The sequence below is a fragment of the Bradyrhizobium sp. LA6.8 genome (assembly GCF_040547935.1).
GTDB classification, from domain to species: Bacteria; Pseudomonadota; Alphaproteobacteria; order Rhizobiales; family Xanthobacteraceae; genus Bradyrhizobium; species Bradyrhizobium barranii.
On record NZ_JBEPQQ010000012.1, the window covers coordinates 74,903 to 97,416 of the forward strand.

The following is a 22,514-nucleotide window of genomic DNA, read 5'->3' on the forward strand; positions in this document are numbered from 1 at the left end:
GGCAAAAACCTCAGGTTTTTTAGGGTCTTCCCGCGCCCGCTCCATTGACTTTGGCCGATTCCCGCCTATGTTCCGGGGCGACGCGGCTCAGATCGAAGACCGATTCTTGAGCCTTGCGCTTTGTTCGCGTGAGTCAGCACCCCCAGCTTCTTTGAGAGCGCGCCGTTTCGGGGTGGAACGCGACAGCCTTAATTACCCTCGATTCCGAACGGCGGTTTCGACCAGAGGCTCAATGTCCTTTTCAAATCTCGGACTGTCCGAAAAAGTCCTCGCCGCAGTGGCGGCCACCGGTTACACCACCCCCACCCCCATTCAGGAACAGGCGATCCCCCACGTCCTCGCACGCAAGGATGTGCTCGGCATCGCCCAGACCGGCACCGGCAAGACCGCGGCCTTCGTGCTGCCGATGCTCACCATCCTCGAAAAGGGTCGCGCCCGCGCGCGCATGCCGCGCACGCTGATCCTGGAGCCGACCCGCGAACTCGCGGCGCAGGTGAAGGAAAACTTCGACCGCTACGGCGCCGGCCAGAAGCTCAACGTCGCCCTGCTGATCGGCGGCGTTTCCTTCGGCGACCAGGATGCCAAGCTGACGCGCGGCGTCGACGTGCTGATCGCCACCCCCGGCCGCCTGCTCGACCACACCGAGCGCGGCGGGCTCCTGCTCACCGGCGTGGAGCTGCTCGTCATCGACGAAGCCGACCGCATGCTGGACATGGGCTTCATTCCTGACATCGAGCGCGTCTGCAAGCTCGTCCCGTTCACGCGGCAAACCCTGTTCTTCACCGCGACCATGCCGCCGGAAATCCGGCGCATCACCGAGACCTTCCTGCATAATCCGCAGAAGGTCGAGGTCTCCAAGCCCGCCACCACCGCCGTGACCGTCACGCAGTGTCAGGTCCCGGCCGGGCGCGAGGCGCATGAGAAGCGTGAATTGCTGCGACGCCTGCTGCGCGAGGCCAAGGATCTCCAGAACGCGATCATCTTCTGCAATCGCAAGCGCGAGGTCGCCGTCGTTCACAAATCACTGCAAAAGCATGGTTTCAGCGTCGGCGCCCTGCATGGCGACATGGACCAGTCGGCCCGCACGGCGGCGCTCGAACAGTTCCGCAAGGGCGAACTGCCGCTGCTGGTCGCCTCCGATGTTGCCGCCCGCGGCCTCGACATCCCTGAGGTCAGCCACGTCTTCAATTTCGACGTCCCCCACCACCCCGACGACTATGTTCACCGCGTCGGCCGCACCGGCCGCGCCGGCCGGTCCGGCATGGCGATCTCGCTCGTGACGCCGCTCGACCAGAAGTCGATGGTGGCGATCGAGAAGCTGATCGGCCAGAGCATTCCGCGCGCCGAGGGCGATTTCGAAGTGCCCGCGGACGCAGGCGAGCAGAGCGCACGTTCGCGCGAACCGCGCGGGCGCGACCGTGAACGTTCCCGCGGCGGACGCGGCAAGCCGCAGCGTGGCCGCGATCGTGAGCGCAGCCACGAGCCCCGCGAACCGCGCGGCGAGGCGAGGCCTTCCGCAGAGACACAGCCCGCTCCTGAAGCGAGACCTGCACGTGAGCCGAGGCCCGCACGGGAGGCGAGGCCTCCGCGTGAAGCGAAGCAATCATCCGAGCCGCGCGGTGGATCGCGCCAGCAAGCCAATCCATCGCATGTGCCGTCGATCGGCCGCCCCGAGCCGCGCCGCCAGCGCGAGGCCGATACCGAGCCCGGCGATCACTCGCACCTTCCGGCGTTTCTGCTCCGGCCAGTGCGTTCTCCCGCCGGCGCCTGACGCGCCGGCGCGACTCAGGTTCGGTTGAGCAGAGCCGCTTCACACTTATTCTGATGCATTCGCGAACGTCTGTTTACAGAGCGTTCACGATCGTCCGTTAGCCTGCGAACATAATTTAAGTATTGCTGCGGTCGATGGCGCACCGACCGCTGTGGGGTATGTTCAGTGGTCAAGGTGCTCGACGAACACGAACGCACGATGGCGTTCGCCGAAGTGGCTCTCGGTCAGATCCGCTCGCTTCGACAGACTGCAATTCCCCGCAATTACGAGATCTGGTACGTCTACGCCACCGGCTATAACGCGCCGCTCAACAAGATCATCAACGAGACGCTGGCGCGCCACGGCAAGCTGACCGAAGGCGATCTCGAGCAGATCTACGAGACCTATCTTTCCCACATCAAGACCACCGACCGCATCGACAAGGTCGGCGCACGCGTCATCGGCGAGATCGACGACGTGATGAAGGTGCTGAGCGAAGCGCTCGGGATGACCGGCTCCTACGATGCCAGCCTGTCGGGCGCGACCGAGAAACTGTCGTCGGCCAAGAGCCGCGACCAGATCAAGTCGGTCGTCGAGACGCTGCTGCGTTCGACCAGCGAGATGCGTGAGACCAACAAGGCGCTGGAAGACCGGCTGACCCTGTCCAAGAACGAGATCAGCAATCTCCAGCAGAGCCTGGAGGCGATCCGCGCCGAGAGCCTGACCGATCCGCTGACGGGGTTGGGCAATCGCAAATATTTCGATCGCATGATCGGCATGGCCGTGCAGAGCGCGCTCGCCTCGGGCGAGCCGCTGTCGCTGCTGCTGTTCGACATCGATCATTTCAAATCGTTCAACGATTCCTACGGCCATCTCACCGGCGACCAGGTGTTGCGGCTGGTCGGCCTGTCCATGAAGCAGACCATCAAAGGACAGGACATCACCGCGCGCTATGGCGGCGAGGAATTCGCGGTCCTGCTGCCCAACACGGCGCTGCGCCAGGCCCTCACCGTTGCAGATCACATCCGCCGCGCCGTGATGGCGAAGGAATTGAAGAAGAAATCGACCGGCGAGATCCTCGGCCGCGTCACCATCTCCGTCGGCGTCTCCATGCTCAAGCAGGGCGACGACCCCGACGCGTTGATCGAGCGTGCGGATGCCTGCCTCTATGCCGCCAAGCGCAACGGGCGCAACCGCGTGATCTGCGAGGCCGATCCGGAATTCGCGATCGAGTCGCACAGCCGGGTGGCCTGACGCCGAAGCAGCGCGCCGAAGAGACGGCCGGCGCTTGACATTCCAACCCGCCGAACGACATCTTCCCCGCCGCCCGACTGCGAGCGTCGAGAGGACTTGTCGTCTTGCCCAATCCCCATGACTTTCACACACCGCAACCGTCCTACTCCAGGGACGAACTGCTGAGATCGAGCGACGGCGGCTATTTCGGCCCGGGCAACGCGCAATTGCCGGCCCCGCCGATGCTCATGATGGATCGCATCACCGAGATCAGCCTGGACGGCGGCGAGTTCGGCAAGGGCCACATCGTCGGCGAGCTCGATATTGTGCCCGGCCACTGGTTCTTCGATTGCCACTATCGCGGTGACGCGATGATGCCGGGAAGCCTCGGCCTGGATGCGATGTGGCAGATGATCGGCTACTGGCTCGGCTGGTCGGGCTCACCAGGCAAGGGCCGCGCCATTGGCGTCGGCGAGGTCGAAGCTACGGGATTGGTCACACCGGAGACGCGACGCGTGCGCTACGAGGTCGCCATGCGCATGGTCCGCCGCGGCAAGCTGGTGCTCGGAATTGCCGACGGTCGTGTGCTTGCCGACGGCGTCGGTGTCTTCATGGCCAAGGACATGAGGGTCGGACTGACCAAGGCGGTGGACTGAGCGTGCGGTCTTGTAGGGTGGGCAAAGGCGCATAGCGCCGTGCCCACCATCTCTCCGCGCCACGACCTCACCGGTGGGCACGCTTCGCTTTGCCCACCCTACGAACCGCCTTCTTGGCTGCCTGTTTCTTCGCCGGCGGCTTCTTCACGACCTTCTTCGGCGCCACCGCCTTCTTCCCCTTCGGCCGCTTCTTCACCTTGGCGCGCTGGGCGGCGGCGAGCGCTGCCCTCGCCCATTGCGCAAGCTCCTCGGAATCGTCGAACAGGCGCGCCGGCAATTCCCAATAGGAATTCACCAGCACGGTTTTGGCGCGGGTCGAATACTGAAACGGCTTCGAGCCTTCCGCTTCAAAGTCCGGGATGGTGACCTCGTCGGCGCGGAAGAACAGGCCCGCGCGCAAGGCGAGCGCGAAGTTGATGCCGTCGGCGGAGATGCCGTAGCCGGAGAACATTTTTCGGATGGTGACGGGGCCGAAATCGGCGAACAGGTCGATCAGGAATTCGCGGTCCATGGCCAAGCTGTCTCCCCACGGTCGTCCCCGCGAACGCGGGGACCCATAACCACAGGGAGGAGTTTAGCGAAGACTACCAGCCAGGAAAGCTTGGTACTGATACCGAGCGTCATCGCCAGATCACGCGGTATGGGTCCCGCGTTCGCGGGGACGACAGCGACTTACCCGTCGATCTTCGCGGGCCGCAGCTCGACCGACTCGCCGCAGCCGCAGGCGGAGACCTGGTTGGGGTTGTTGAAGACGAACTGGGCCTGCATCTTGTCCGCCTTGTAGTCCATCTCGGTGCCGAGCAGGAACAGCACGGCCTTGGGATCGACCAGGATCTTGACGCCCTTGTCCTCGACCACCTCGTCGGTCGGGCGGACATCATGGGCGTATTCGACCGTGTAGGACTGACCGGCACAGCCGCCGTTCTTCACGCCGACGCGCAGGCCCACAATCTCGGAATCGGCGCGGCTCGTCAGCTCGCTGATGCGCTGGGCCGCGGCATCCGTCAGCCGCATCACCTGCGGGCGTGGCCGCCGGGGCTTTGGTGTCGAAGCTGGTGTTGCCTGGGTCATGTTATCTATGTGGTCCGTTGCGGAGCGAATTCAATGCGAGCTGAGACCGTCACCACATGTTGAGCACGAGTCGGGCCTCGTCGCTCATGCGTTCCGGCGACCACGGCGGCTCCCAGACGACCTTGACGTCGACCACGCCGACGCCGGGGACGCTGGCGACCGCGTTCTCGACCATGGTCGGGAGCTCACCGGCAGCCGGGCAGTTCGGCGTCGTCAGCGTCATCTGGACGTCGACCGAGCGGTCGTCCTTGATCTCGACCTTGTAGATCAAGCCGAGTTCGTAGATGTCGGCCGGGATCTCCGGATCGAACACGGTCTTGAGGCCCGCGATGATCTCGGTGGTGAGACGCTCGGTCTCCTCAGGCGGCAGCGCCGACTGGGTCTCCATCGGATTGGCTTTGACTTCGGCCGTGTCACTCATGCGAACAAATCCCGCGCCTTCAACAGCGCCTGTGCCAGATGATCGACTTCTTCCCGCGTATTATACATGCCGAACGACGCCCGGCAGGTGGCGGTTACATTGAACCGCTCTAAAAGCGGCATCACGCAATGGGTGCCGGCGCGCACGGCGATGCCCTGGCGGTCGATCACGGTGGCGACGTCGTGGGCGTGGGCGCCCTTGAGCTCAAAGGAGATCACCGGGCCCTTGCCCCGGGCGGTGCCGATCAGCCGCAGCGAATTGATCTCGCGCAGCCGGTCCTGGGCATAGGTGGTGAGATCGTGCTCGTGGGCGGCGATGCGCTCCTTGCCAATCGAATTGACGTAGTCGATGGCCGCGCCAAGGCCCACGGCCTCGACGATCGCGGGCGTGCCGGCCTCGAACTTGTGCGGGGGATCGCCATAGGTGACGATGTCGCGCGAGACCTCGCGGATCATCTCGCCGCCGCCGTTATAGGGACGCATCGCGACGAGGTGGTCGTACTTGGCCCAGAGGATGCCGATGCCGGTCGGCCCGTAGACCTTGTGGCCGGTAAAGACGTAGAAATCGCAGCCGAGATCCTGGACGTCGACAGGCAGATGCACCGCCCCCTGGCTGCCGTCGACCAGCACGGGAATGCCGCGCGCATGCGCGATCTTCACAACGTCCTTGATCGGGACAATGGTGCCGAGCGCGTTCGACATCTGCGTGATCGCCACCAGCTTGGTATTCGCGGTCAGCAGCTTCTCGAACTCGTCGATGAGGAAGTTACCCTCGTCGTCGACCGGCGCCCACTTGATCACGGCGCCATGGCGTTCCCTGAGGAAATGCCACGGCACGATGTTGGAGTGGTGCTCCATGATCGAGATGACGATCTCGTCGCCCTCTTTGATGTTCGGTTCGCCCCAGGACGACGCGACGAGGTTGATCGCCTCCGTCGCGTTGCGGGTGAAGATGACCTCTTCGGTCCGCGGCGCGTTGATGAACTGCGCAACCTTGCTGCGACCGCCCTCATAGGCCTCGGTGGCGGCATTGGCGAGGTAATGCAGGCCGCGATGCACGTTGGCGTATTCGGACGTATAGGCCTGCGTCATGCGGTCGAGCACGGCGCTCGGCTTCTGCGCCGAGGCGGCGTTGTCGAGATAGACCAGCGGCTTGCCGTAGACCTGCATGGCGAGCGCCGGAAAATCCTGGCGCACGCGTGCGACGTCGTAGGCACCGTTCTTGACTGCGGGATGCGTGCTCATTGGCGCCGCTCCAGCCAACGCTCGGCGATACCGATCACGTGCTCGCGCAAACCGTCATCGGCGATCTGCTCGATCGCCTCACCCACGAAAGCCTGGATCAGCAGCGCCTGGGCCTGCTTCTCCGGGAGGCCGCGCGCCTTCAGGTAGAACAGCAGGCTGTCGTCGAGCGCGCCGGCAGTGGCGCCGTGGCCGCAGGAGACGTCATCGGCGAAGATCTCGAGCTCCGGCTTGTTGTCGGCCTCGGCTTCGTCCGAAAGCAGCAGCGCGCGGGTCATCATCTTGCCGTCGGTCTTCTGCGCGTCGGGACGGACGATGATGCGGCCCTGGAACACCGAATGGGCGCGATCGTCGATCACCGCGCGGAAGACCTCGCGGCTGACGCAGTTCGGCACGGCATGATCGACCACCAGCGTGGTGTCGCCGTGCTCGGTCTTCTGGAGCAGGTTCACGCCGTTGACGGAGAGGTCGCTGCCCTCGCCCGCCATCGTGATGAAGCCCTGGAGGCGGCTGACGGCAGCGCCAGTCGTCATGTTGAAGAAATTGAGCTTCGTGTTCGCGCCGACCGTGACGAACTGCGAGGTCACGTTCACCGCGTCGGGCGCATCGTCCAACAGGCGGATATGCGCGACGTCGGCATTGTCGCCGACCGAGAGGATGACGGCGTCGTTGACCTGGTAGGCCTTGGCGCCGGCCGCCACAAAGCTCTCGATGATGGTGGCGCGAGCGCCGTTCCCGACCGCGATCCGCGAACGGCTGAAAGCCGACGCGGACGAAGCGGTCGCGATGTGGATGATCTGGATCGGCGCGGACAGCTGCGCACCGTCGGCGATCGACAACACGACGCCGTCGGTCGCCAGCGCCGCATTCAGCGCGATCACGGCATCGGTGGCCGCGGTCTTCAGGAGACCTGCGTCCTTCTCCAGCGTTTCCCGCAGCGTCTTGAGGCCCGCCTCAGAGGCAGGCGCCTTGACGTCAGAGAGATCGGCCGCGAACACGCCGTCGACCAGCACCAGCTTGCGGGCGCCTTCGATCGCATGCGCCTTGACGGCATCCGCGGCACGCTTCAACGCGGCCGCATCGGGGCTGGCTGCAAGCGGCAGCACCTCGCCGACCAGTGCACGCAGGTCGGTGTATTTCCATTCCTCGATCCGGCGATGCGGCAGGCCGAGACGCTCATAGGTCTCGAACGCCTCGCGGCGTACCGCGATCACAGAAGGCGAACCCGGCAGGCGGCCTTCGGCGCTGGCGAAGAGATCGCTCACCGCACGGCCGTTTCCGGTCTTTGCCACAGCAACGTTCATCCTAAAATTCCTTACGCGGCATCCTCGAACTGGGCGTAGCCGGACGCTTCCAGCTCCAGCGCCAAGTCCTTGCCGCCGCTCTTCACGACACGGCCCTTCGACATCACGTGCACGACGTCGGGCACGATGTAGTTCAGCAGCCGCTGATAATGGGTGATGACGACCATCGCGCGCTTGGGCGAGCGAAGCGCGTTGACGCCGTCGGCCGCAATGCGCAGCGCGTCGATGTCGAGGCCGGAATCCATCTCGTCGAGGATGCACAGGCTCGGCTCGAACAACGCCATCTGCAGCACCTCGTTGCGCTTCTTCTCACCGCCGGAGAAGCCGACATTGACGCCGCGCTTGAGCATGTCCTGCGGGATGTTCAGCGACTTCGAGACCTCGCGGACCTTCCTCAGGAAGTCCGGGGTCGAATATTCGCTCTCACCGCGCGCCTTGCGCTGTGCGTTCAGTGCGGTGCGCAGGAAGGTCATGGTGGCGACGCCGGGAATCTCGACCGGATACTGGAACGCCAGGAACACGCCCTTCGCGGCGCGCTCGTTAGGGTCCATCTCCAGTAGGTCCTCGCCCTTGAACAGGATCTGGCCGTCGGTGACCTCATAGCCGGGCTTGCCGGCGATGACGTGGGAGAGCGTCGATTTGCCGGAGCCGTTCGGCCCCATGATCGCGTGAACCTCGCCCTCGTTCACGGTCAGCGTCAGCCCGTGGAGGATCTCACGCTCCTCGACACGAACCTTCAAATCCTTCACTTCAAGCAAAGCCATCTTGGTGTCCAGTCTATTCAAATGATGCATGGAGCGCCGTAGCGCACCGCGAGGGTCGGCGATTAGCCGACCGACCCTTCAAGCGAGATCGAGATCAGCTTCTGCGCTTCCACCGCGAATTCCATCGGCAGCTGCTGAAGCACGTCCTTGACGAAACCGTTGACGACGAGGCCGACGGCTTCTTCCTGGCTGAGGCCGCGCTGGATGCAATAGAACAGCACGTCCTCGGAGATTTTCGAGGTCGTCGCCTCGTGCTCGAACGTCGCCGAGGAGTTCTTGGCCTCGATGTACGGCACGGTGTGCGCGCCGCATTTGTCGCCGATCAACAGGGAATCGCACGCCGTGAAGTTGCGCGCGCCGGTCGCTTTCCGGTGCGCGGTGACGAGCCCGCGATAGGTGTTCTGCGACTTGCCGGCGGCGATGCCCTTCGAGATGATCCGGCTCGACGTGTTCTTGCCGAGGTGGATCATCTTGGTGCCCGAATCGACCTGCTGGAAACCGTTCGAGATCGCGATCGAGTAGAACTCACCGCTGGAATTGTCGCCACGCAGGATGCAGCTCGGGTACTTCCAGGTGATGGCGGAGCCAGTCTCGACCTGGGTCCAGGAAATCTTGGACCGGTCGCCACGGCAGTCGCCACGCTTGGTGACGAAATTGTAGATGCCGCCCTTGCCTTCCGAATTGCCGGGATACCAGTTCTGCACCGTCGAGTATTTGATCTCGGCATCATCGTGCGCAACGAGCTCGACCACGGCGGCGTGCAGCTGGTTCTCGTCGCGCTGCGGCGCGGTGCAGCCTTCGAGATAGGAGACGTAGGAGCCCTTGTCGGCGATGATCAGCGTGCGCTCGAACTGGCCGGTGTTGCGCTCGTTGATGCGGAAATAGGTCGACAGCTCCATCGGGCAGCGCACGCCCGGCGGCACGTAGACGAACGAGCCGTCGGAGAACACCGCCGAGTTCAGTGTCGCGTAGAAATTGTCCGAGGTCGGAACCACCGAGCCGAGATATTTCTGTACCAGCTCGGGATGCTCGCGGATCGCCTCCGAGATCGGCATGAAGATCACGCCGGCCTTCTTCAACTCCGCCTTGAAGGTCGTCGCAACCGAGACCGAATCGAAGACCGCGTCGACCGCGATCTTGCGCCGGGCGGGATCCTGATCGCCGGGCTTCGGCTCGACGCCCTCGAGCATCGCGACTTCCCGCAGGGGAATGCCGAGCTTCTCGTAGGTCTTCAGAATTTCGGGGTCGATCTCGTCGAGCGAGGTGACCGTCTTCTTCGGCTTCGGCGCCGCGTAATAATAGAGGTCCTGGAAGTCGATCTTGGGATAGTCGACGCGCGCCCAGGTCGGCTCGGTCATGGTCAGCCAGCGCCGATAGGCCTCGAGCCGCCACTGGAGCATCCAGGCGGGTTCGTTCTTCTTCTCGGAGATGAACTTGACGGTCTCTTCCGACAGTCCCTTGGGGGCCTTGTCGGACTCGATCAGGGTCTCAAACCCATAACGATACTGATCGACGTCGATGCGCTTCACGCGCTCGACCGTCTCTTGCACGGCTGGCATTCTATCCTCCGCTCGCGGTTTCAAGGACCGCGGTGGATCACAAACTTGGACGAGTATTACGATGTTTTTCCGCAGAAAGCACGCGCTTAGAACCGTTCAAGCCGTGTTTCGTCGCTTAGGCTCTAAGTAGGGTATTACCAAGCTTTCGCCAAGCCTCTAACGCCCTGTTGATGTCATCTGGTTCCGTGGACCAGCCCAGACTGAGACGCACCGCTCCCTGGGCAACGGTGGCATCATACCCCATCGCCGACAACACGTGAGACGGCTGCACTTTGCCTGATGAACAGGCTGAGCCTGAGGACACAGCCACGCCTTCGAGATCGAAGCCGATTACGGCGGTTTCGGCCTTCAGGCCGGGGGCAGTGAAAAGGATGGTATTCGGCAACCGCTTGACGTCATCCGAGAAGACCACCGCGCCGGCGATCCCGCGGATAGCATTTTCCAAGAAATCTCTGAGGGTTGCCATCCGCTCCGCATCCTCCGGCAGAGTCTGAAGGGCCGCTCGCACCGCTGCCCCGAAGCCGGCGATGCCGGCGACATTCTCGGTTCCCGCGCGGCGGCTCAGCTCCTGTCCGCCGCCCCGCAGCACGGGTTCCAGTCCAGTGATTCCCTCCGCCAGGACCAGCGCCCCGACGCCCTTGGGGCCGCCGATCTTGTGCGCGGAAAAGGTCGCAAGGTCTGCGCCCACAGTCTTGATATCGAACGGGATTTTCCCCAGCGCCTGGATCGCGTCGACGTGCAGGAGCCCCCCCGCCTCGTGGACGATCCCGGCAGCCCCTGCGATCGGCTGAATCGCGCCGGTCTCGTTGTTCGCAACCATGATGGAAACCAGCGCCGGCGGGCCGCCGCCGAGCAACGCCTTCAGGCGGTCGAGGTCGATGACGCCGGAGCGTGTGACCGGGATCTGGCTGACGTTGTCCGCTGGGAACCGGCCGCCTGACAGCACCGAGGCATGCTCGACGGCCGAGACCAAAAGGCGCCCGACAGGGCTACCGGACGGCCCTCGCAGACCGGGCGACAGCGCCAGCGCATTGGCCTCGGTTCCGGCTGAGGTGAAGATGACGTTCCGCGGCAGCGCGCCTACGGCCGCTGCAAGTGTGGCACGGGCCTCCTCGACCAGCCGGCGCGCCTCGCGCCCTTCGGCATGGACCGAGGACGGATTGCCGATCAGCTCCCACGCTGCAAGCATCGCGGTCCGCGCTTCAGCACGCAGCGGCGTGGTCGCATTCCAGTCGAGATAGACGCGGCTCGGCATAAGGTAATATATTACTCCGCGGATCGGGTTGGTGTGCCCGTCCTGGAGCCCGACATGGGCCCCCGTGGAGCACTTGGCAACTCGATTCCGAATCCCCCGTCGCGCAATGACGCCGCCATGACACGCTAACATCTTGAGCCCATTGCGGGATGTTCAAGATGCTTGCTTTTTGACCCTCGCCTCATGTTAGAACGCCCGCGTCAGTTCACCGCGCGCCGCTCGCGCACCATCCGAGGGCGCCGCTCCACTCTTCCATTCGCGGTTTGATCGGCACAGCAGTCGATGAAGTCCGCACAATCGGTTGATTGCTGAAGAGCGTCTTCAAGGGATCAATCAAGAGATCATCATGCCTGAAGTCATTTTCACCGGCCCTGCTGGCCGTCTCGAAGGCCGCTATCACCCGGCCAAGCAGAAGAACGCGCCGATCGCGATGATCCTGCATCCGCATCCGCAGTTTCACGGCACGATGAACCATCAGATCGTGTACCAGTGCTACTACGCCTTCGCGCATCGCGGCTTCTCGGTGCTGCGCTTCAACTTCCGCGGCGTCGGCCGCAGCCAGGGCTCGTTCGACCACGGCACCGGCGAATTGTCGGATGCGGCCGCAGCGCTCGACTGGGCGCAGACCATCAATCCCGAAGCACGCGCCTGCTGGGTCGCCGGCTTCTCCTTCGGCGCCTGGATCGGCATGCAGCTTTTGATGCGCCGTCCCGAGGTCGAGGGCTTCATCTCGATCGCGCCGCCGGCCAATCTCTACGACTTCTCGTTCCTCGCGCCCTGCCCCTCGTCGGGCCTGATCGTGCATGGCGAGAAGGATGCGGTGGTGCCGCCCAAGGACGTCAACACGCTGGTCGAGAAGCTGAAGACGCAGAAGGGCATCGTGATCGACCAGCAGGTCATCCCCGGCGCCAACCACTTCTTCGACGCCAAGCTCGAGCCGCTGATGGAAACCATCACGGCCTATCTCGACATGCGCCTCGCCAACGTGCGCTAAGGCCTCAAATGGGCTCCTTCGTCGCCTTGCTGCGTGCCGTCAATGTCGGCGGCACCGGCAAGCTGCCGATGAGCGAGCTCAAGGCCATGTGCGAGGAGCTCGGCTTCGCCGCCGTGCGCACCTATATCGCGAGCGGCAACGTCGTCTTCACGAGCCGCAAGTCGGAAGCTGCAATCAAGACCGCCCTCGAAAAGCGCCTGCACGCCTACGCCGGCGCGCCGGTCGGGGTGCTCGTGCGTAGCGCCGCCGAGATGGCGCAAGTCTCGGCCGACAATCCTTTTCCAAAGGCAGCGCCCAATCGCACCGTCGCGATCTTCCTCGACAGGGCGCCACCTGAAGACGCGCTTGCCAGCATCCGCGGCCAGAACAACGAAGAGCTCAGCCTCGGCCGCCGCGAGATTTACGTGCACTATGGCGACGGCATGGGGACATCGAAGCTCGTCATCCCCGCCGCCAAGACCGGCACCGCGCGCAACATGAATACCGTCGCAACGCTCGCGAAGATGGCCGCGGAGATCTAGGCCAGCTTGAGCGCGGCGATCCCCATCAGCACGAGCGCGATGCCGGCAAGCTTCATCGCACTCAAGGTCTCGCCGAACAGCACGACGCCCAGCAGGAAGGTGCCGGCCGCGCCGATGCCGGTCCACACCGAATAGGCGACGCCGACCTCCAGCACCTGCAAAGCGCGTCCGAGCAGGAAGACGAAGGCGGCGAGCAGCACCAGCGAGGCGATGCTCCAGCCTGCCCGTGTGTAGCCTTCGGCATATTTCATCGAGATCGCCCAGCCGACATCGAGCGCACCGGCGATCACCAGCATCAGCCAGGCCATCGATTGCGACATTGGCGTGCGCTCAGGCCGCAAGCTTCAGCAGATGCGCGTCGTGGCGCACCAGGAAGGCACGCAGCAATTGCGGATAGTCCGCGCCGACCGCGGTGCGCACGCTCGGACGTTTCGCAAGCTCCGCGCGCCATGCGCGGACTTTCGGCAAATCGCTGAAGATGCCGTGCTCGGTCAGTTCGTCGAACAGGTCGAAATAGCGGAAGATCGGGGCGAAGACCGCATCCACGAGGCTGAACGCATCACCTGCGAAGTAAGGCCCCGCACCGAGCGCGGCCTCCACGCGCGCGAATTTCGCCGCAACCGCCTGGCGCTTGCCTTCGAACGTCGCCGGATCGGTCGTGGTCTCCAGACCCCAGAGGTCACCGAGGATCGCCGAGCCGAACTCCATCCAGGCGCGATGCTCGGCGCGCTTCAACGGATCCGCCGGATGCAGCTTGAGGCCTGCCTGCGTCTCCTCGATGTATTCGCAGATCACGTTGCTCTCGAACAGCGCGACCTTGCCCTTCTCCGTCGTCACCACCAGGACCGGCACTTTGCCGAGCGGCGAGAGTTTCAGAAACCAGTCGGGCTTGTTGGCGAGATCGATGTCGATCCGTTCGAACGGCACGCCCTTCTCGTTGAGCGCGATCACGGCACGCTGCACATAGGGGCAGAGCTTGTGGCTGATGAGTTTCAGTGAAGCGGTCATGGCAATGATCCCGGCGGTTTGATGCAACTGCATCCAATATAGATGCAATTGCATTCACTCGTCAAGATCGATGCATTTGCATCAGCCGTCCTTGGATCTTAAGGCCCGGACCTCAGGGCCGCGCCATCACGCCCCCCGTCATCGGCATCGGCACGCCGGTGGTGGCCGGGTAGGACAGCGGCAGGCCCTTGAGGCCGCGGGCGGCAAGGAAGCCGAAGGCCTGCGCCTCGATGGCGTCGGAGGCCCAGCCGAGCGTCTCGGCGGCTTCGACGGTGGCCGAGCCCACCCGCTCCCGCAGCATCCGCAGCATGGTGAGGTTGCGAGCGCCGCCGCCGCAGACGATCCAGCTCCGCGGCCGGCGCGGCAGGAGCGAGATGATCCGGGCGATCGCGGCCGCGGTGAAGGCGGTCAGGGTCGCGGCGCCGTCGGCCGGCGGGACATCGCCGAGCTTCAGCGCGGCAAAGTCGTTGCGGTCGAGCGATTTCGGCGGCGGAGCCGTAAAGAACGGCAGTTCCAGTGCCCGCGCGATCCAGGCTTCGTCCGCCTTGCCGAGCGCTGCGAACTTTCCTTCCGCATCGAAGGACTGGTTCATGGTGCGGTACATGAAATCGTCAAGCAGCGCGTTGCCGGGTCCGGTGTCGCAGGCGATCAGCGTATCGTTGCCGTCGATATAGGTGATGTTGGAGACGCCGCCGATATTGACGACGACGATCGGCCCTTCACGCTCCAGCGAATGGACGAGCGCCCGGTGGTAGACCGGCACGAACGGCGCGCCCTGCCCGCCGGCCTCGACGTCGGCGGCGCGGAAGTCGTGCATCACGGGGATATGGATCGCCCTGGCGAGCGCCGGCGCATCGCCGATCTGGACCGTCAGCCGCTTCTCGGGGCGATGCAGCACCGTCTGGCCGTGGAAGCCGACGATGTCGATGTCCTCCGGCTTCATCCGGTTCTGGGCGATGAAGGCGGCCACAGCCTCGGCATGGGCCAGCGTCACCGCGCGCTCGGCCTCGGCCAGAACGCCCGGGCGGGCGTCGCGTCGCGGCAGGTGCACGGCCTCGCTCAGCGCCTGGCGCAGCAGATTGCGCTCCGCCGGGCTGTAGGCCCGGTAGCCGGACGGCCCGAACGCCTTCACTTGCTTTCCGTCGGTTTCGATCAGCGCGACATCCACCCCGTCCAGCGAGGTGCCGCTCATCAAACCGAGTGCCGTCAACATCATGGATCAGCGTCCTCAAGAGCCCCCCTCCGGCATGCCGATCTTGTGCCAGAGGGACACATCTTATAATGCCACAGGCAAAGTGGCGGGTGGCAATCGAGTTCCCACGGGAGACCCTTAAATTGCACCCGAAACAGTAAACCAAGAATTGTCAGGCTCGCCGACAGATGACTGCATTTAAATCGGATTTCCTCAATACCCTGCAGGAACGTGGTTTCATCCACCAGTGCTCCGATTTCGAGGGGCTGGACGCGCTCGCCGCCAAGGGCGAAGCGACCACCTATGTCGGCTACGATTGCACCGCCCGCTCGCTGCACATCGGCAACTACCTGACCATGATGATGCTGCACTGGCTCCAGCAGTCCGGCAACAAGCCGATCACGCTGATGGGCGGCGGCACCACCATGGTCGGCGATCCCTCCGGCAAGGACGAGACGCGCGCGATGCGCACCGTCGCCGAGATCGAAGCGAACAAGGAATCGATCCGTGGCGTGTTCGCAAAGGTGCTGAGCTACGGCGACGGCAAGAGCGACGCCATCATGCTCGACAATGCGGAGTGGCTGACCAAGCTCAACTGGATCGAGATGCTGCGCGACGTCGGCCGGCATTTCTCGGTCAACCGCATGCTGACGATGGACTCGGTGCGTTTGCGCCTCGAGCGCGAGCAGGAGATGAGCTTCATCGAGTTCAACTACATGGTCTGCCAGGCCTACGATTTCGTCGAGCTCGCCAAGCGCACCGGCTGCAAATTGCAGATGGGCGGCTCGGACCAGTGGGGCAACATCATCATGGGCGTCGATCTCGGCCGCCGCATGGGCACCCATCAGCTGTTCGCGCTGACGACGCCGCTGCTGACGACGGCATCGGGCGCCAAGATGGGCAAGACCGCGCAAGGCGCGGTCTGGCTCAACGCCGACCAATTCTCACCGTATGACTTCTGGCAATATTGGCGCAACACCGAGGACGCCGACGTCGGCAAATTCCTGAAACTGTTCACGACGCTGCCGATGAGCGAGATCAGGAAGCTCGAGGCGCTCGGCGGCTCCGAGATCAACGAGGCCAAGAAGGTGCTTGCGACCGAGGCGACCGCGCTCTTGCACGGCCGCGACGCTGCCAACGAGGCCGCCGAAACCGCGCGCCGCACCTTCGAGGAAGGCGCGCTCGCCGAAAGCCTGCCGACGGTGGAAATTCCGCGCGGCGAGCTGGACGCCGGCCTCGGCGTGCTCAACGCCTTCGTCAAGGCAGGCTTGGTTGCCTCCAATGGCGAGGCACGGCGCCAGATCAAGGGCGGCGGCCTGCGCATCAACGACGAGTCCGTCACCGACGAGAAGATGGCGCTGTCGGCGGCCAATCTGACGCCTGAGGGCGTGATCAAGCTGTCCTTCGGCAAGAAGAAGCACGTCCTCATCCGGCCTGCATAGGCTCATGAGCTTTTGATGCTTGTCAGGGCGCGCCGAAGCGCGCTCCCTGACCTGCAATGGATCAGAACACGCCCAGGGAAGCGTCGAGGGAACAAGACGGACGCACGCAGCGAGATGCGGTGCGCACCGCACTCATCGTGCTCGGACTGTGCTTCACGCTCGCCGTCCTCGGCCGCGGCCTCAGCGAGAGCTTCACTGTCTTCCTCAAGCCGATCTCCGAAAACTTTGGCTGGGACCGTGCGCAGGTCGTCTCGATCTACTCACTGACCTGGCTGATCAGCGGGCTGACCGCGCCACTGGTCGGGCGCCTGTTCGACCATTCCGGACCGCGCATCGTCTACGCACTCGGGCTTTTCCTGCTCGGCTCGGCCTTCCTGATCGCGGCGCACGCGCAGGCGCTCTGGCAATTTCAGCTCTCGATCGGCCTCTGCGTCGGCATTGGCGTCGCCTTCATCGGCATTGTGCCGAACTCGATCCTGCTCGGCCGCTGGTTCGGGCCACGGCTGCCGACCGCGATGGCGGTGGTCTATTCGGCAATGGGTGGCGGCGTGCTAGCGCTGCTCCCGACCTCGCAGCTTTTGATCGATCATCTCGGCTGGCGTGAAGCCTATCAGGTATACGGCTTCGCCGCGCTCGGTTTGCTCGTGCCGCTGCTGCTTCTGCCCTGGCGCATGTTCGCGCTCGGCTCGCCGCGTGTCAGCAAGAAGACCGATCCTGATTTCATCGACAACGGCTGGACGCTTGCGAGCGCGATGCGCCACCACGCCTTCTGGGCGCTGTTCTCGACCTTCTTCTTCACCGCGGTCGGCATGTATTCGATCGCCGCGCAGATCGTGGCCTATCTCATCGACGCCGGCTTTCCGCCGCTCCAGGCCGCGACCGCCTGGGGTTTTTCGGGCGTGGTGCTGGTGTTCGGCATGCTCGGCGTATCCGCGCTCGACGGGCTGATCGGGCGCCGGCCCTCGGTACTGCTCAGCTACGCGATCTCGATCATCGGCATCGTCCTGCTCTGGCTCTTGCAGTATTATCCGAACATCATCCTGCTCACCGGCTTCGTCGTCTGTTTCGGCAGCATGATGGGCTCGCGCGGCCCGCTGATCACAGCGACCGCCATGAAGATTTTTCGCGGCAAGCGCGTCGGCACGATCTTCGGCACCATCTCGATCGGCAGCGGATTGGGTTCGGCGTTCGGCTCATGGAGCGGCGGCCTCATCCACGACTTCACGCACGGCTACAATCTCCTGCTCGTCTTCGCACTTGCGAGCGTGATCCTCGGAATGATTCCATTTCTGATTGTCCCTGCCTTGCGGGAGTAGGTCTCCCCGACGTAACCTGCACCCCTCCGCGTCACCGGGAAATTACGGGCGACACACGCTGCACCGCGTGCGAAACCGTCGGGCGCAACCGGAGTTAAGGGACGAACTGCGATATTTTGTCCACATGACAAAAATGTCAGCGCCGAATTGACCCCGGGTGGCTTGCGAGGCCGAACTGAATACGGTCCAAGTCGCCCATTGGATGGAGGGCACAAACCAATGAACTTTCCCTATCTCACTCGCTTTGAACCGGTTCTCCTGAGCCTGTTCCGCTTCATCACCGGCCTGCTGCTGTTTCAATTCGGCGTGGCCAAGCTTTTCAAGTTTCCGCCTTTGCCGATGTTCGCGAAAGTCGAACTGATGTCGCTTTACGGCGCGGCCGGGACGCTTGAACTGGTGCTTGGCGCGCTGTTGATCCTCGGCCTGTTCACCCGCCTCGCCGCTTTCATCCTCTCCGGTGAAATGGCCTTCGCCTACTTCATGGGACATATGCTCAAGGGCGAGACGCCGGTGCTCCTGCCGCTGCTCAACAACGGCACGCTTGCCATCCTGTTCTGCTTCGCTTGCCTCTATCTCTCGGCGGCCGGCGGTGGCCCGATCAGCGTCGATGCGGCGCTGGGCAACGAACGCGCCTCGACCGGCGGCGCATTTGCCCGACGCTGACGCGCGCAATTGACGCTCAAGTCACGGATGGCACCGGCAGCTTTGCCGGTGTCATCTACCGCGAGCCCAGCACGTTCCAGATCAGGACGAGGGCCGCGACGAGCAGCGCGGACATGATGAGGCGGTGAACGAATCGGTTCATTGCCGCTCCCGCCAGGCTCGATGACCACCGAAGTCCAGGATCGATCTTCTCCAGCATACGCGCTGACGTGCGCCGACGCATGTCGCTTTGCCTGCACGGTTGCGCATCAGGCTGCGAACGGTCACGCGCGCGGCCGGCGGCCGCATGCCTATGTTCATGATTGGTAAGAACTTCATGCTACCGATGCGAGCAATAACAACCATTTCGTAGAGGCTGCGATGAAGCTGCTGAGCCATCTGAAGATCCGCACCAAGCTTACCAGCATGGTCTGTCTTGCGGCTCTCACAGTCACAGCCATCATCGCGGTATCGGCCTTCCTCAGCAAGAGCCGCATGATGGAGGACCGGGTCCAGCAGATGAAGACCGCGGTCGACATGCTCTACAATCTCGCCCAGTCGGTCCAGGACGACGTCACCGCCGGCAAGCTGACGCAGGCCGAGGCCAAGGCCCAGTTCCACATGCGCGGACGGCGCATGACCTTCAACGGCAACCAGGGCTATCCGGTCGTCTACAACGCCGACACGTCCCTCCTCGTCAACGGCGCCAACCAGCAGCTCGAAGGCAAGATCACCGGCGCGATCGACGCCAACGGCGTCCTCATTGCCGACGCGATCCTCAAGGCCGGCGAACAGAATGGCGGCGGCGTAGCCTCCTATCTCTATCCCCGCCCCGGCCAGACCGAAGCGGTGCGCAAGACCGTGTTCGCGCGCAAGTTCGCCCCCTGGAACGCGACGATCAGCTACGGCCTCTATGTCGACGACATCGACGCCGATGTGCGCGCGCTGACGCTCGAGCTTGCCGCGGTCGGCTTCGGCCTGATGCTGCTGATGGCGACGTTGTCGTGGCTGATCGCGCGCGACGTGCTCGGCGCACTCGATCGCCAGAAGACCCGCATGCAGGAGATTGCCGACGGTGCCATCGACAAGCCGGTCGAGGAGACCGGCCGCGGTGACGAGATCGGCCGCATGGCCGAGACCCTCGAAATGCTCAGGCAGACCGCTTTGACGGCGCGCACGCTGGAGTCCGAACAGGTCGCCGCCAAGAGCCGCAGCGAGCAGGAGAAGCGTGACGCGCTGATCTCGCTCGCCGACCGCTTCGATGCCTCGGTCGGCCAGCTCGTCGGCCTGATGGCCTCGGGCTCCGGCGAGCTCGAGACCACCGCCAAGTCGATGTCGTCCACGGCCGAGGGCACCAATCGCCGCGCCGCCGTGGTCGGCTCGGCCGCCACCGAAGCCAGCCAGCGCGTCCAGACAGTCGCGGCTGCCGCCGAAGAGCTCTCCTCCTCCATCACCGAGATCAGCCGCCAGGTCGCGCAATCCGCCGAGGTGACGGGGCGCGCCGTGGACAGCGCACGCCGCACCGATACCATCGTCCGCGCGCTCTCGGACGGCGCCCAGCAGATCGAGCATGTGGCCGAGCTGATCTCCAGCATCGCGGCACAGACCAATCTGCTCGCGCTCAACGCCACCATCGAGGCCGCGCGCGCCGGTGAAGCCGGCCGCGGCTTTGCCGTCGTCGCCTCCGAGGTGAAATCGCTCGCCAGCCAGACAGCGGAAGCCACCCGCGAGATCGGCGACAAGATTGCGCAGATCCAGGGCGCGACCAAGGAGGCCGTGGACGCCATCGGCGGCATCACCGCCACCATCGAGGAAGTCAGCCGGATCGCCACCTCGATCGGCGCGGCCATCGAGGAGCAAGGCGCCGCCACCGCCGAGATCGCCCGCAGCGTCTCGCAGACCGCTGAAGCGACCAAGGAAGTCACCACCAATATCGGCGGCGTCAGCACGGCGGCGAACGAGACCGGCAATGCCGCCGGCATGGTGCTCGCTGCCGCCAGCAATCTCTCCAAGCAGGCCGAACAGCTCTCCGGCGAAGTCGGGACGTTCCTCGCGGGCGTGCGCGCGGCTTAAGCCGCGCAACGCTACGCTGGTTCTGAACGCGACGAAGCATCGGCGAATCGATGCATCGATCGAACCGGCACGCGATCGCACGAACACGATCACGATGCATTTTTCTGGACACGTCGCCGCAGGCATCGGCGTCTTCCCTGCACATGCGTGTCCATGGCTGCGCAGATTGCGCCGCGTCTGAACACGCCGTGCCCTGCGTTCAGGAATGGTAAGAACTTCCTGATACCGCTGCGCGAGAATTAGCATTTTGCAACCGTTCGCGAGGCCGTTATGACGCTGCTCAGTCACCTGAAAATCCGCACCAAGCTTGCCAGCATGGTCTGTCTTGCGGCGCTCACCGTCACCGCCCTCATCGTCGCGTCAGCCTATCTCAGCAAGACGCGCATGCTCGAAGATCGCGCGCGCCAGATGCAGACGGCAGTCGATCTGCTGCACGGCTTCGCGCAATCGCTCCAGGACGAGGTCGCCGCCGGCAAGATGACGCTCGCCGATGCGCAAGACCAGTTCAAGCTGCGCGGCCGGCGAATGAAGTTCAACGGCGGCCAAGGCTACCCCGTCGTCTATACCGCCGATTCAACAGTGATGATGAATGGCGGCGCGCCTCAGCTCGAGGGCAAGAACAACGGCATCAAGGATGCCAATGGCATCGTGATCGGCGATGCCACGGTGGCCGCAGGCAAGCAGACACCGGAAGGCAGTATCCTGTCCTATCTCTTCCCGCGTCCGGGCGAGACCGTTCCGGTCGGCAAAATGGTGTTCGCTCGCCAGTTCGCGCCCTGGAACGTCGCGATTGCCTACGGCCTCTATGTCGACGACATCGACGCCGACGTACGCGCGCTGACGCTCGAGCTTGCCGCGATCGGTGTCGGCCTGATGCTGCTGATGGCGACGTTGTCGTGGCTGATCGCGCGCGACGTGCTCGGCGCGCTCAACCGCCAGAAGACCCGCATGCAGGAGATTTCCGAAGGCGCTATCGACAGGCCGGTCGAGGAGACCGATCGCGGCGACGAGATCGGCCGCATGGCCGAGACGCTCGAAGTGCTCAGGCAGACCGCTTTGACGGCGCGCACGCTGGAGGCCGAGCAGGTTGCCGCCAAGACCCGCAATGAGCAGGAGAAACGCGACGCCCTGATCTCGCTCGCCGACCGCTTCGATGCCTCGGTCGGCCAGCTCGTCGGCCTGATGGCCTCGGGCTCCGGCGAGCTCGAGACCACCGCCAAGTCGATGTCGTCCACGGCCGAGGGCACCAACCGCCGCGCCGCCGTGGTCGGCTCGGCCGCCACCGAAGCCAGCCAGCGCGTTCAGACCGTTGCCGCCGCGGCCGAGGAGCTCTCCTCCTCCATCACCGAGATCAGCCGTCAGGTCGCGCAGTCCGCCGAGGTGACGGGGCGCGCCGTCGACAGCGCACGCCGCACCGACACCATCGTCCGTGCGCTCTCGGACGGCGCCCAGCAGATCGAGCACGTCGCCGAGCTGATCTCCAGCATCGCGGCGCAGACCAATCTGCTCGCGCTGAATGCCACCATCGAGGCCGCACGCGCCGGTGAAGCCGGCCGCGGCTTTGCCGTCGTCGCCTCCGAGGTGAAGTCGCTGGCGAGCCAGACCGCGGAAGCCACCCGCGAGATCGGCGACAAGATCGCCCAGATCCAGGGCGCGACCAAGGAGGCCGTGGACGCCATCGGTGGCATCACCGCCACCATCGAGGAAGTCAGCCGCATCGCCACCTCGATCGGCGCGGCCATCGAGGAGCAAGGTGCCGCCACCGCCGAGATCGCCCGCAGCGTCTCGCAGACCGCTGAGGCGACCAAGGAAGTCACCACCAATATCGGCGGTGTCAGCACCGCAGCGAACGAGACCGGCAACGCCGCCGGCATGGTGCTCGCTGCGGCCAGCAATCTCTCCAAGCAGGCCGAGCAGCTCTCAGGCGAAGTCGGCACCTTCCTGGCGGGCGTGCGCGCGGCGTAAGCTTCCCGACGCCAATCCCTCCACATGCGTCATGGCCGGGCTTGTCCCGGCCATTCACGTTTTGCCGCGCGGCACGAAGGACGTGGATACCCAGGCCTTCGCCGCGC

General features: G+C 64.5%; 22 protein-coding genes. 10 read left to right on the top strand and 12 right to left on the bottom strand.

What is annotated here, in order from left to right:
- The first annotated feature begins 232 nt into the window (after window positions 1-232).
- The 3 genes from ABIA90_RS39635 (at window position 233) to fabA (ending at window position 3,639) form a co-directional block, all read left to right on the top strand.
- The gene (locus ABIA90_RS39635) at window positions 233-1,771 is read left to right on the top strand and encodes a DEAD/DEAH box helicase (RefSeq protein ID WP_063983517.1); all 1,539 of its coding nucleotides are present in this window, start codon (window positions 233-235) and stop codon (window positions 1,769-1,771) included.
- A 165-nt stretch (window positions 1,772-1,936) separates the two neighbouring features.
- Window positions 1,937-3,004: a GGDEF domain-containing protein gene (locus tag ABIA90_RS39640; RefSeq protein WP_063983518.1), complete on the top strand. Its 1,068-nt coding sequence runs from the start codon at window positions 1,937-1,939 to the stop codon at window positions 3,002-3,004.
- A 104-nt stretch (window positions 3,005-3,108) separates the two neighbouring features.
- On the top strand, window positions 3,109-3,639 hold the full coding sequence (gene fabA, locus ABIA90_RS39645; protein WP_354121635.1) for a bifunctional 3-hydroxydecanoyl-ACP dehydratase/trans-2-decenoyl-ACP isomerase: 531 nt from the start codon (window positions 3,109-3,111) through the stop codon (window positions 3,637-3,639).
- A 67-nt stretch (window positions 3,640-3,706) separates the two neighbouring features.
- On the opposite strand, the gene ABIA90_RS39650 is transcribed toward fabA, so the two are convergent.
- The 8 genes from ABIA90_RS39650 to ABIA90_RS39685 all read right to left on the bottom strand — a co-directional run bounded on the left by ABIA90_RS39650 (window position 3,707) and on the right by ABIA90_RS39685 (window position 11,254).
- The gene (locus tag ABIA90_RS39650; RefSeq protein WP_354121634.1) at window positions 3,707-4,150 is read right to left on the bottom strand and encodes a TfoX/Sxy family protein; all 444 of its coding nucleotides are present in this window, start codon (window positions 4,148-4,150) and stop codon (window positions 3,707-3,709) included.
- Between the two features lie 161 nt (window positions 4,151-4,311).
- Window positions 4,312-4,710 carry a HesB/IscA family protein gene (locus ABIA90_RS39655; protein ID WP_080586712.1) on the bottom strand — a complete coding sequence of 133 codons (399 nt, stop codon included), beginning with the start codon at window positions 4,708-4,710 and terminating at the stop codon, window positions 4,312-4,314.
- Window positions 4,711-4,759: 49 nt separating this feature from the next.
- Window positions 4,760-5,131: an SUF system Fe-S cluster assembly protein gene (locus ABIA90_RS39660; RefSeq protein ID WP_014495549.1), complete on the bottom strand. Its 372-nt coding sequence runs from the start codon at window positions 5,129-5,131 to the stop codon at window positions 4,760-4,762.
- Window positions 5,128-6,375: a cysteine desulfurase gene (locus ABIA90_RS39665; RefSeq protein ID WP_354121633.1), complete on the bottom strand. Its 1,248-nt coding sequence runs from the start codon at window positions 6,373-6,375 to the stop codon at window positions 5,128-5,130. The genes ABIA90_RS39660 and ABIA90_RS39665 overlap by 4 nt, the downstream gene beginning before the upstream one ends.
- Window positions 6,372-7,676 (bottom strand): Fe-S cluster assembly protein SufD, encoded by a 1,305-nt coding sequence (sufD, locus tag ABIA90_RS39670; RefSeq protein WP_354121632.1) that lies wholly within the window; start codon window positions 7,674-7,676, stop codon window positions 6,372-6,374. Before sufD ends, ABIA90_RS39665 begins: the two co-directional genes overlap by 4 nt.
- Before the next feature lie 11 nt (window positions 7,677-7,687).
- On the bottom strand, window positions 7,688-8,440 hold the full coding sequence (gene sufC / locus ABIA90_RS39675) for a Fe-S cluster assembly ATPase SufC (RefSeq protein WP_028161255.1): 753 nt from the start codon (window positions 8,438-8,440) through the stop codon (window positions 7,688-7,690).
- Window positions 8,441-8,502: 62 nt separating this feature from the next.
- Window positions 8,503-9,999: a Fe-S cluster assembly protein SufB gene (sufB, locus tag ABIA90_RS39680; RefSeq protein ID WP_063983522.1), complete on the bottom strand. Its 1,497-nt coding sequence runs from the start codon at window positions 9,997-9,999 to the stop codon at window positions 8,503-8,505.
- Window positions 10,000-10,114: 115 nt separating this feature from the next.
- Complete coding sequence (locus ABIA90_RS39685; RefSeq protein ID WP_354121631.1) at window positions 10,115-11,254, bottom strand: cysteine desulfurase family protein; 1,140 nt, start codon at window positions 11,252-11,254, stop codon at window positions 10,115-10,117.
- Window positions 11,255-11,600: 346 nt separating this feature from the next.
- Here ABIA90_RS39685 and ABIA90_RS39690 point away from each other — a divergent pair, with 346 nt between their 5' ends.
- Window positions 11,601-12,248 (top strand): alpha/beta hydrolase, encoded by a 648-nt coding sequence (locus ABIA90_RS39690; protein ID WP_014495555.1) that lies wholly within the window; start codon window positions 11,601-11,603, stop codon window positions 12,246-12,248.
- 8 nt (window positions 12,249-12,256) lie between these two features.
- Window positions 12,257-12,769, top strand: a complete 513-nt coding sequence (locus tag ABIA90_RS39695; RefSeq protein WP_354121630.1) for a DUF1697 domain-containing protein — start codon at window positions 12,257-12,259, stop codon at window positions 12,767-12,769.
- Here the strand turns inward: ABIA90_RS39695 and ABIA90_RS39700 are convergent.
- From ABIA90_RS39700 to ABIA90_RS39710, 3 genes are all read right to left on the bottom strand, one after another.
- The gene (locus ABIA90_RS39700) at window positions 12,766-13,089 is read right to left on the bottom strand and encodes a DMT family transporter (RefSeq protein ID WP_028148768.1); all 324 of its coding nucleotides are present in this window, start codon (window positions 13,087-13,089) and stop codon (window positions 12,766-12,768) included. The genes ABIA90_RS39695 and ABIA90_RS39700 overlap by 4 nt on opposite strands.
- 10 nt (window positions 13,090-13,099) lie before the next feature.
- On the bottom strand, window positions 13,100-13,777 hold the full coding sequence (locus ABIA90_RS39705; protein WP_354121629.1) for a glutathione S-transferase family protein: 678 nt from the start codon (window positions 13,775-13,777) through the stop codon (window positions 13,100-13,102).
- Window positions 13,778-13,889: 112 nt separating this feature from the next.
- On the bottom strand, window positions 13,890-14,993 hold the full coding sequence (locus tag ABIA90_RS39710; RefSeq protein WP_354121628.1) for an anhydro-N-acetylmuramic acid kinase: 1,104 nt from the start codon (window positions 14,991-14,993) through the stop codon (window positions 13,890-13,892).
- 164 nt (window positions 14,994-15,157) lie between these two features.
- On the opposite strand from ABIA90_RS39710, the gene tyrS reads away from it, so the two are divergent.
- The 3 genes from tyrS to ABIA90_RS39725 all read left to right on the top strand — a co-directional run bounded on the left by tyrS (window position 15,158) and on the right by ABIA90_RS39725 (window position 18,390).
- Window positions 15,158-16,411, top strand: coding sequence for a tyrosine--tRNA ligase (tyrS, locus tag ABIA90_RS39715; protein ID WP_354121627.1), 1,254 nt, complete (start codon window positions 15,158-15,160; stop codon window positions 16,409-16,411).
- Between the two features lie 56 nt (window positions 16,412-16,467).
- Window positions 16,468-17,727 (top strand): MFS transporter, encoded by a 1,260-nt coding sequence (locus ABIA90_RS39720; RefSeq protein WP_354121626.1) that lies wholly within the window; start codon window positions 16,468-16,470, stop codon window positions 17,725-17,727.
- Between the two features lie 219 nt (window positions 17,728-17,946).
- The gene (locus tag ABIA90_RS39725; RefSeq protein ID WP_135213500.1) at window positions 17,947-18,390 is read left to right on the top strand and encodes a DoxX family protein; all 444 of its coding nucleotides are present in this window, start codon (window positions 17,947-17,949) and stop codon (window positions 18,388-18,390) included.
- A 55-nt stretch (window positions 18,391-18,445) separates the two neighbouring features.
- Here the strand turns inward: ABIA90_RS39725 and ABIA90_RS39730 are convergent, their stop codons facing one another.
- Window positions 18,446-18,589, bottom strand: coding sequence for a hypothetical protein (locus ABIA90_RS39730; RefSeq protein ID WP_354121625.1), 144 nt, complete (start codon window positions 18,587-18,589; stop codon window positions 18,446-18,448).
- Between the two features lie 161 nt (window positions 18,590-18,750).
- Between ABIA90_RS39730 and ABIA90_RS39735 the strand changes: the two genes are divergently transcribed.
- Together ABIA90_RS39735 and ABIA90_RS39740 are read left to right on the top strand one after the other, a co-directional pair.
- A complete protein-coding gene (locus ABIA90_RS39735; RefSeq protein ID WP_085401071.1) occupies window positions 18,751-20,442 on the top strand; it encodes a methyl-accepting chemotaxis protein in 1,692 nt (563 codons plus the stop codon).
- Between the two features lie 270 nt (window positions 20,443-20,712).
- The gene (locus ABIA90_RS39740) at window positions 20,713-22,407 is read left to right on the top strand and encodes a methyl-accepting chemotaxis protein (RefSeq protein ID WP_354121624.1); all 1,695 of its coding nucleotides are present in this window, start codon (window positions 20,713-20,715) and stop codon (window positions 22,405-22,407) included.
- Window positions 22,408-22,514: the final 107 nt, after the last annotated feature.

What these genes read in the sequence shown, in the direction of transcription:
- ABIA90_RS39660 (WP_014495549.1), bottom strand. Translation starts at nt 5,131, where the DNA reads ATGAGTGACACGGCCGAAGTCAAAGCCAATCCGATGGAGACCCAGTCG.
- ABIA90_RS39655 (WP_080586712.1), bottom strand. Translation starts at nt 4,710, where the DNA reads ATGACCCAGGCAACACCAGCTTCGACACCAAAGCCCCGGCGGCCACGC.
- ABIA90_RS39690 (WP_014495555.1), top strand. Translation starts at nt 11,601, where the DNA reads ATGCCTGAAGTCATTTTCACCGGCCCTGCTGGCCGTCTCGAAGGCCGC.
- sufB (WP_063983522.1), bottom strand. Translation starts at nt 9,999, where the DNA reads ATGCCAGCCGTGCAAGAGACGGTCGAGCGCGTGAAGCGCATCGACGTC.
- tyrS (WP_354121627.1), top strand. Translation starts at nt 15,158, where the DNA reads ATGACTGCATTTAAATCGGATTTCCTCAATACCCTGCAGGAACGTGGT.
- ABIA90_RS39720 (WP_354121626.1), top strand. Translation starts at nt 16,468, where the DNA reads ATGGATCAGAACACGCCCAGGGAAGCGTCGAGGGAACAAGACGGACGC.
- ABIA90_RS39635 (WP_063983517.1), top strand. Translation starts at nt 233, where the DNA reads ATGTCCTTTTCAAATCTCGGACTGTCCGAAAAAGTCCTCGCCGCAGTG.
- ABIA90_RS39700 (WP_028148768.1), bottom strand. Translation starts at nt 13,089, where the DNA reads ATGTCGCAATCGATGGCCTGGCTGATGCTGGTGATCGCCGGTGCGCTC.
- sufC (WP_028161255.1), bottom strand. Translation starts at nt 8,440, where the DNA reads ATGGCTTTGCTTGAAGTGAAGGATTTGAAGGTTCGTGTCGAGGAGCGT.
- ABIA90_RS39650 (WP_354121634.1), bottom strand. Translation starts at nt 4,150, where the DNA reads ATGGACCGCGAATTCCTGATCGACCTGTTCGCCGATTTCGGCCCCGTC.
- ABIA90_RS39685 (WP_354121631.1), bottom strand. Translation starts at nt 11,254, where the DNA reads ATGCCGAGCCGCGTCTATCTCGACTGGAATGCGACCACGCCGCTGCGT.
- ABIA90_RS39710 (WP_354121628.1), bottom strand. Translation starts at nt 14,993, where the DNA reads ATGATGTTGACGGCACTCGGTTTGATGAGCGGCACCTCGCTGGACGGG.
- ABIA90_RS39695 (WP_354121630.1), top strand. Translation starts at nt 12,257, where the DNA reads ATGGGCTCCTTCGTCGCCTTGCTGCGTGCCGTCAATGTCGGCGGCACC.
- sufD (WP_354121632.1), bottom strand. Translation starts at nt 7,676, where the DNA reads ATGAACGTTGCTGTGGCAAAGACCGGAAACGGCCGTGCGGTGAGCGAT.
- ABIA90_RS39740 (WP_354121624.1), top strand. Translation starts at nt 20,713, where the DNA reads ATGACGCTGCTCAGTCACCTGAAAATCCGCACCAAGCTTGCCAGCATG.
- ABIA90_RS39725 (WP_135213500.1), top strand. Translation starts at nt 17,947, where the DNA reads ATGAACTTTCCCTATCTCACTCGCTTTGAACCGGTTCTCCTGAGCCTG.
- ABIA90_RS39705 (WP_354121629.1), bottom strand. Translation starts at nt 13,777, where the DNA reads ATGACCGCTTCACTGAAACTCATCAGCCACAAGCTCTGCCCCTATGTG.
- ABIA90_RS39735 (WP_085401071.1), top strand. Translation starts at nt 18,751, where the DNA reads ATGAAGCTGCTGAGCCATCTGAAGATCCGCACCAAGCTTACCAGCATG.
- ABIA90_RS39665 (WP_354121633.1), bottom strand. Translation starts at nt 6,375, where the DNA reads ATGAGCACGCATCCCGCAGTCAAGAACGGTGCCTACGACGTCGCACGC.
- ABIA90_RS39730 (WP_354121625.1), bottom strand. Translation starts at nt 18,589, where the DNA reads ATGCTGGAGAAGATCGATCCTGGACTTCGGTGGTCATCGAGCCTGGCG.